The sequence below is a fragment of the Virgibacillus sp. M23 genome, from assembly GCF_034190895.1.
Taxonomy (GTDB): domain Bacteria; phylum Bacillota; class Bacilli; order Bacillales; family Amphibacillaceae; genus Virgibacillus; species Virgibacillus salarius.
In genome coordinates, this window is the sequence record NZ_JAWDHA010000030.1 from 39537 (window position 1) to 46258 (window position 6722).

Consider the following 6722-nt stretch of genomic DNA (forward strand, 5'->3'; position numbering starts at 1 on the left):
TTAATTATCTTCCATTTGAGCATTCCCGTTTTTCTTTTTATGTAATCGGACCGGTACGATAATAAGTACAGCAATTAAAAACAGACCTAAATAACCAATTAGGGGGTAGAAAAAGGAGACCAATTCTGTAAAGCCAACAAAACTTAAAGCAAATGCGGTAAGAATTGTGAACACAATAAACATACGAAATGACTTTGTTTCACTTTTCATAAACCGAGATCCAAATGAAAAGAACATGCTAACAGCGGTATTAAAAATCATGCCAAAAAGAATGATGGAATATAGCATTCCAAGTATAGGAGAAAGATCATCCGCGATTTTTAAAATAGGCATCTCGTAGCCAACAACTGCTTCCATATTAGAAAAAATCGCTAAATGGTTAAAAACAATAAGTAAACCGATCCCGAGACCGCCGAGTAGTCCGCCAATGGTAGCAATTCTTTCATTTTTTTCAGATCCCCCCATAACTAGTGCCATAGGTGCACCTAAAGCTATATTAAACGATACATAATTAACGGCAGAGATAAACCAGTTCGATAAAGCAGCTGGCTGATTTCTAGCAATTGGTTCCATTGCTGCAAAGGAAGTATCCATTGTCATCATGCTATAGATGGAAAGTAAGATGACGGTTAGAATTAAAAAAGGTGTAATGCTTGCAATAACCGCAATTACACGATTGACATTCATCATAACGGTAAGGATAACGAGTATCGTCATTACGGTAATTCCAGCAAAGGATGAAAGCCCAAATTGTTGACTAAAGATTGATCCAGCCCCTGCGATCATGACTACTCCTACACCGAACAATGTAAAGACAATAATGTAATCAACCATTGTCCCTAAAAAGCGCCCGCTCATCAGATAGATGACTTCTCGATGCGAGGTTGTTTGATACTTGCTCCCAAGTCGTGTAAGTGTCATACCTAGATAGGCGAATAAACCAGTGGAAACAATGGATCCAATTGTCCCAATGTAACCAAAGCTAGTAAAGTACTGCAAAATTTCTTGTCCAGAAGCAAAGCCTGCTCCAACGACTATTCCGATAAATGCACTGGCAATCTGTAAAATTCTTTTCATGTTGTTTCCTCCGTGCTGATGTTGTTTGTAAGTAGTTAAATGGAATGATATAAATTTTAATCTTGCTCGTTTTCTCTATTATAATAATAGTAAGTGTAATGACTCCCTTCAGCTTTTTCACATAATTGTATTTATTATCGTATCATATTTTTTTAACAGATGAAGGGATCTTTTATTTAAAAGGGGTAGATACATATAGTTGAAATGTCCCAATTACGAAGAACTCAAAATAAGCAGTCATAATAATGGGGGTATATATTAATCATGTCAATTATAAAGAGATTTATAAAAATAATGAAGATTGAAAGAACCTAATCAACATTATCTAATAAACACCACACATTTGAGATGGTGGAAGAGCAACAAAAATTCAATGAAGCCTTACAACAATCATTTGATCGGTTAAATCAATCCGTGGGGGATAAACAACTCCCACAGATTGTTAGTACCATAGAGGTTAGAACCAATCGGACATCTACTGGCAGTTGATTACCACTTCGGATTAATCGAAATGATGGAAACAATCATAAATAAGTTGAATAATCTAGAAACCTCTTGCTTAAGGAGGTTTTTTTTCGAGTAATGGACAGCCTTACATCTTCTATCACCAGCTTTCTCATAAACTTCTCATTTTTTGCGAATTATCGAGCAGGGGTTCAATGTATTTGATCATATTCCCAATTGGCTATTCATGATGATTATGTTAGTGATTGCGGTGACAAGTCATTTATATGTACATTCACATACCACAAGAGCAATTATTTTTATTCCAAGTATTATTGTATTTAGTGAGTCCATAGGGCTAAACACTGCGGCAGTTGTTTTCTTGAGTTTACTTGGAATGAGCTATTGTTTAACATTTCCAGTTAGTTCAAAAGCAATATTACTATTCTATGAAGAAGGTGATATGACGATTGACGCAAAACAATTGCTTCAATTAAGTACAATACTTATGCCAGTTTATATCCTTGTTATGATTGTATTTTATTTTACGTATTGGCAATGGACCGGATTACAACTATGAGTATGGAGCTGCCCTCAGCTCCATACGTACACGAATGGACATATACTTTCCCCAAAACGGGCTTTTTCCACTTATGAAACATCACATTTTAACTTCTAAAGCTTCCCACCTTAGAAGCGTTCTGTCCTTCTTAGTTGTTATATAAACCGAACCATTTGAGACACAATTCTATTAGTTGTCTAATTGTAGTTCGTGTAGTCCTTGTATGTCCACAATTTGCTCATTTTCCATTTCATCTAGAGGAAAGATAGTGGCTGTTGTATTTTTTTCATGTAACGATTTGATGTAGACTGGGATTCCTCGATAGCGGACTTGTATCATCTCTGCTGCATTCATTATTTCTTGAGCTCTTTCCTTATCCATCTGAATCCACCTTCCTTTCTGTTAGTAGCGTATGTTTATGCTCCAGTGAAGTAGTTTCGTCTTATTTTTTCTAACTTTCACCTAAAATATGTGCAGGATTATAGGGTTAAGCTCACAGTGGTTTGGCCCAGTGAAATGGTGGGAAATATAATGTATCATAGGTAAATGACTGACATATCCTAACAAGTATATGAACTTACATAAGGAGGAAGACATACGTGATCATTGCGATCATTATTTTATTATTTGTATCTTTTTTCTTTTCAGGCAGTGAAACGGCATTAACCGCGACAAATAAAATGAAATTACAGACAAAAGCTAAGAATCATGATAGACGATCTGGGAAGCTGCTTGAATTAGTATCCAAGCCAGAACAATTTATTACAGCAATTCTAATAGGGAATAATATTGCAAATATCTTACTACCGACGCTCGTTACTATGGTAGCGATTGACTACGGTATAAATGTAGGGATTGCTTCAGCGTTATTAACGATTACGATTATAATCTTTTCAGAAGTAATTCCTAAATCAGTAGCGGCCGCCTTTCCTGATCGAATTGCACATGTGGTCTACCCAGTTATTCAAGCAGTCGTTACTATTTTTAAGCCATTAACCATGCTGCTTAATGGAATTACTGGTGCTATCATTCGCTTTTTATCAAAAGGACAGGAAGATAGTACATCTGTATCGAGAGAAGAAATTCGGGCTATGGTGGATATAGCGCGTACCGAGGGTATTTTTAAACAGGACGAGACCTATCGTATTAAAGGGGTACTGGAATTTAATAATCTTAATGTGAAGGATGCATTGAAGACACCCCGTGTGGATATTATGGCACTTCCTTGTGATTCAACATTTGAAGAGGTTAGAAATATTGCTATTGATAACCCATTTACAAGGTATCCAATTTATGAAGAGGAGATTGACAATATTGTAGGTGTATTCCATTCAAAGTATCTGTTGTCTTGGGCGATGGAACCGGAAAAATCATTAGAGTCGTTTAGCGATATGAACCCGTTAATCGTTTTCGAATTCCATTCGGTTGATTGGGTATTCCGAAAAATGATACAGGATAAAAAGCATATGGCAATTGTTCTTGATGAGTATGGTGGTACGGAAGGGATCATAACCCATGAAGATATAATCGAAGTCTTGATTGGTTTAGAAATAGAAGATGAAACAGATAAGGGTAACGAATCATTGGTAGAGAAAGTCACAGACTCTGAAATTATATGTCATGGAAAAATTCCACTTCATCGCTTGAATACCATCTTTCATACTGACATCCCGGAGGAAGAGGATGTCCTGTCTGGGTTCTTGCTTAAAGCCTTTCATTATTTTCCAGAGGCAGGTGAGGAAATATCAACAGATCATTTATGGTTTAAAGTTTTATCTGTAGAAGATCGTACAATTAAACGAGTACAAATTAGAAAGCGGGAAATACGGAAACATACAGAACCAAGTCATGAGTAAGGGGATTCCATTCCCCTCAGTTATCAAGATAGATTTGACTCAGTATTAGGGAGAGGAGGAAACACTGCTGTCTGTTATGGCCCCGGATAATTTTCGATCGTTCGTGAAGGGATGATAGTCTGATTCCATAACTTGGCACAGAAGACAGAATTAATGGGAGAAATAGCTTGTTCAGGTAGGAAAACGAGGAGACGGTTCAATCGCTGTCTGTACCTGTTGTGAAATCAACTGTATTTCTATATTTGTATACAGATCATTTGGAGTTTTTTAACGAGAAATGATTAAACGGATTTTTGGAATAAATAGGTAATTAGGTTGGTAGTAGTTTCACTAAAGATCTGCATTCTTTTTAAAGTTAGAGTGCACAATAAGCTTTTGTTTATGCTATGATGGGACAAAGGAGCGAAGTAAGTATGAAATACGATGAAAAAGTAATGAATCGAATGAAACGAATTGAGGGTCAAATTCGTGGGTTATTAAAGATGATGGAAGAACAAAAGGATTGCCGAGACGTTGTAACACAAATGTCAGCTGCTAGGAGTGCATTGGATCGCACAGCAGCACTCATTGTCAGTCAGAATCTAGAAAAATGTATTCGTGAAGAACAGAGAAATGGTGAAAATACGGAGGAATTAATAAAAGAAGCAGTTAATCTACTTGTAAAAAGTAGATAGTAACTTGGAAGCTGACATCTTTCATGCATAAGCATGAAGTGGTCAGCGTTTTTTATAGTCTAGTAAATTAAAAAATTAGCCCATGTGGATAAATAGGCGTGTGTTGAGCAGAGTCCAGTTCCAGCGCCCAGATAACGAGGCGACTTCACGAATCGCCCTAAGCTAAGTCATCATCGGCTTGCAAGCTCTTTATCTCCGCTGATTCGCTCCAGTCGCTACGTTTCTAATCAGACGCTTGCGCTTTTGTTATAGTAATACATAAGGAATAAATATCTTGAATATATAAGTATATACTTATATACTTATATTAATGAGGAGGGTGTTTATGCAGGATACATCAGTAGAAACAGATCGTGCTGCTTTGATCTGTAAATTATTAGGAGATAAAACAAGGCTAATCATGATGAAGATCCTTGATGATCAAGATTGCTGTGTTTGTGAATTTGTTGAGATCTTTCAAGTTAGTCAACCATCCATTAGCCAGCATTTACGTAAGTTAAGAGATATTGGTTTGGTACAGGAGGAGAGAAAAGGTCAGTGGATATTTTATTCCATGAATAAAAATAGTTCGGAATATCCTTTCATCCAAACACTACTTGATCAGCTTCCAGATCAAAGTTACCAGTTAAAACAATTGGAAGAAAACGGAACAAGAATTAATTGTTGTAAGTAGGAGGGAGTATGTTGACATCATCGATTTTTCTAGCATTAGTTATCTTTATACTAACTCTCCTGTTTGTCATTTGGCAGCCTAGGGGGTTATCCATTGGGTGGTCCGCATGTGGTGGGGCTATCCTGGCGTTGCTACTGGGAGTTGTTAGCTTTAATGATGTGATTGAAGTAACTCAAATTGTCTGGAATGCGACCTTAGCATTTGTAGCTATTATACTTATCTCACTGATTTTAGATGAAATAGGATTTTTTGAATGGGCATCCTTGCATATGGCAAGATTAGCTAAAGGTAACGGAGTTAAGATGTTTATTTACATCAGTATTTTAGGTGCCATCGTTGCCGCCTTTTTTGCCAATGATGGGGCTGCACTAATTTTAACACCAATTGTTTTGGCAATGGTTCGTAATTTAAATTTTAAAGAAAAAATGATATTTCCGTTCATTATTGCTAGTGGATTTATAGCTGATACAACTTCACTTCCTCTAGTCGTAAGTAACCTTGTTAATATTGTTTCGGCAGACTTTTTTCAAATTGGTTTTGTAGAATATGCCTCTAGAATGATTATTCCAAATCTCTTCTCCCTTGTAGCTACGATCGGTATCTTATTACTTTACTTTCGAAAATCGATTCCGAGAAGCTATGCAGTCGACCAGCTTAGAGAGCCGAAAACAGCTATCCGCGATCTAAAGATGTTTCGACTATCATGGTTCATTCTTGCAATTTTATTAATCGGTTATTTTGTGAGCGAATTGATCAGTGTGCCAGTCTCCATCGTAGCTGGGATTATTGCCATATTCTTTCTATTGATGGCTCGTAAAAGCAATTCAGTCAATACAATGATGGTAATTAAAGGAGCACCTTGGGCTATTGTGTTCTTTTCGATTGGAATGTATGTCGTAGTATATGGTCTACGGAATGCTGGTCTTACTGAAATGCTGGCAAGTATAATTCAAGCAAGCGCAGATAGAGGATTATTCGTTGCTACAATTGCAATGGGATTTATTGCTGCGATTCTATCATCAATTATGAATAATATGCCAACAGTAATGATTGATGCTTTAGCAATCGCTGAAACTAGCACTTCTGGAGTAATAAAGGAAGCGCTGATTTATGCAAATGTAATTGGATCGGATCTAGGTCCAAAAATTACACCAATCGGATCACTCGCTACCCTGTTATGGCTTCATGTGCTATCACAAAAAGGAGTAAAAATATCGTGGGGCACATATGTGAAGACAGGCATTATATTAACTGTCCCAATTTTGTTTATTACACTCATAGGACTATATATTACGTTATGGTTATTTTAAAAGGAGCATTCCTGTAATGAAGAAATTTGAGGATTGAACAAAAAAGAGCCCCTTGGTATCATACGAGGTGTCCAAAGCTTCGAAGCAAAAATGGACCCTTAAATGAAATAACCAAGGAGGACTCAT

At 36.7% G+C, this 6722-nt stretch carries 7 protein-coding genes; 5 read left to right on the plus strand and 2 right to left on the minus strand.

The genetic code is table 11. The annotated features are described in order from the left end of the window. Complete coding sequence (locus RVS70_RS12720) at nucleotides 1-1077, minus strand: membrane protein (protein WP_026679713.1); 1077 nt, start codon at nucleotides 1075-1077, stop codon at nucleotides 1-3. Between the two features lie 691 nt (nucleotides 1078-1768). Between RVS70_RS12720 and RVS70_RS12725 the strand changes: the two genes are divergently transcribed. Further along, nucleotides 1769-2101, plus strand: coding sequence for a hypothetical protein (locus RVS70_RS12725; RefSeq protein WP_321133560.1), 333 nt, complete (start codon nucleotides 1769-1771; stop codon nucleotides 2099-2101). Nucleotides 2102-2272: 171 nt separating this feature from the next. Here the strand turns inward: RVS70_RS12725 and RVS70_RS12730 are convergent, their stop codons facing one another. Next, the gene (locus tag RVS70_RS12730; RefSeq protein ID WP_166529912.1) at nucleotides 2273-2464 is read right to left on the minus strand and encodes an H-type small acid-soluble spore protein; all 192 of its coding nucleotides are present in this window, start codon (nucleotides 2462-2464) and stop codon (nucleotides 2273-2275) included. Between the two features lie 218 nt (nucleotides 2465-2682). On the opposite strand from RVS70_RS12730, the gene RVS70_RS12735 reads away from it, so the two are divergent. The 4 genes from RVS70_RS12735 (at nucleotide 2683) to RVS70_RS12750 (ending at nucleotide 6596) form a co-directional block, all read left to right on the plus strand. After that, nucleotides 2683-3939 (plus strand): hemolysin family protein, encoded by a 1257-nt coding sequence (locus tag RVS70_RS12735; RefSeq protein ID WP_026679710.1) that lies wholly within the window; start codon nucleotides 2683-2685, stop codon nucleotides 3937-3939. A gap of 413 nt (nucleotides 3940-4352) precedes the next feature. After that, nucleotides 4353-4613 carry a metal-sensitive transcriptional regulator gene (locus RVS70_RS12740; protein ID WP_026679709.1) on the plus strand — a complete coding sequence of 87 codons (261 nt, stop codon included), beginning with the start codon at nucleotides 4353-4355 and terminating at the stop codon, nucleotides 4611-4613. Between the two features lie 325 nt (nucleotides 4614-4938). Then, nucleotides 4939-5286, plus strand: a complete 348-nt coding sequence (locus tag RVS70_RS12745; protein ID WP_026679708.1) for an ArsR/SmtB family transcription factor — start codon at nucleotides 4939-4941, stop codon at nucleotides 5284-5286. Nucleotides 5287-5297: 11 nt separating this feature from the next. After that, nucleotides 5298-6596, plus strand: a complete 1299-nt coding sequence (locus RVS70_RS12750) for an arsenic transporter (protein WP_026679707.1) — start codon at nucleotides 5298-5300, stop codon at nucleotides 6594-6596. Nucleotides 6597-6722: the final 126 nt, after the last annotated feature.

Bases quoted from the DNA above. Each gene is read 5' to 3' on its own strand.
- RVS70_RS12720 (WP_026679713.1), bottom strand. From the start codon at position 1,077: ATGAAAAGAATTTTACAGATTGCCAGTGCATTTATCGGAATAGTCGTT.
- RVS70_RS12725 (WP_321133560.1), top strand. From the start codon at position 1,769: ATGATGATTATGTTAGTGATTGCGGTGACAAGTCATTTATATGTACAT.
- RVS70_RS12730 (WP_166529912.1), bottom strand. From the start codon at position 2,464: ATGGATAAGGAAAGAGCTCAAGAAATAATGAATGCAGCAGAGATGATA.
- RVS70_RS12740 (WP_026679709.1), top strand. From the start codon at position 4,353: ATGAAATACGATGAAAAAGTAATGAATCGAATGAAACGAATTGAGGGT.
- RVS70_RS12745 (WP_026679708.1), top strand. From the start codon at position 4,939: ATGCAGGATACATCAGTAGAAACAGATCGTGCTGCTTTGATCTGTAAA.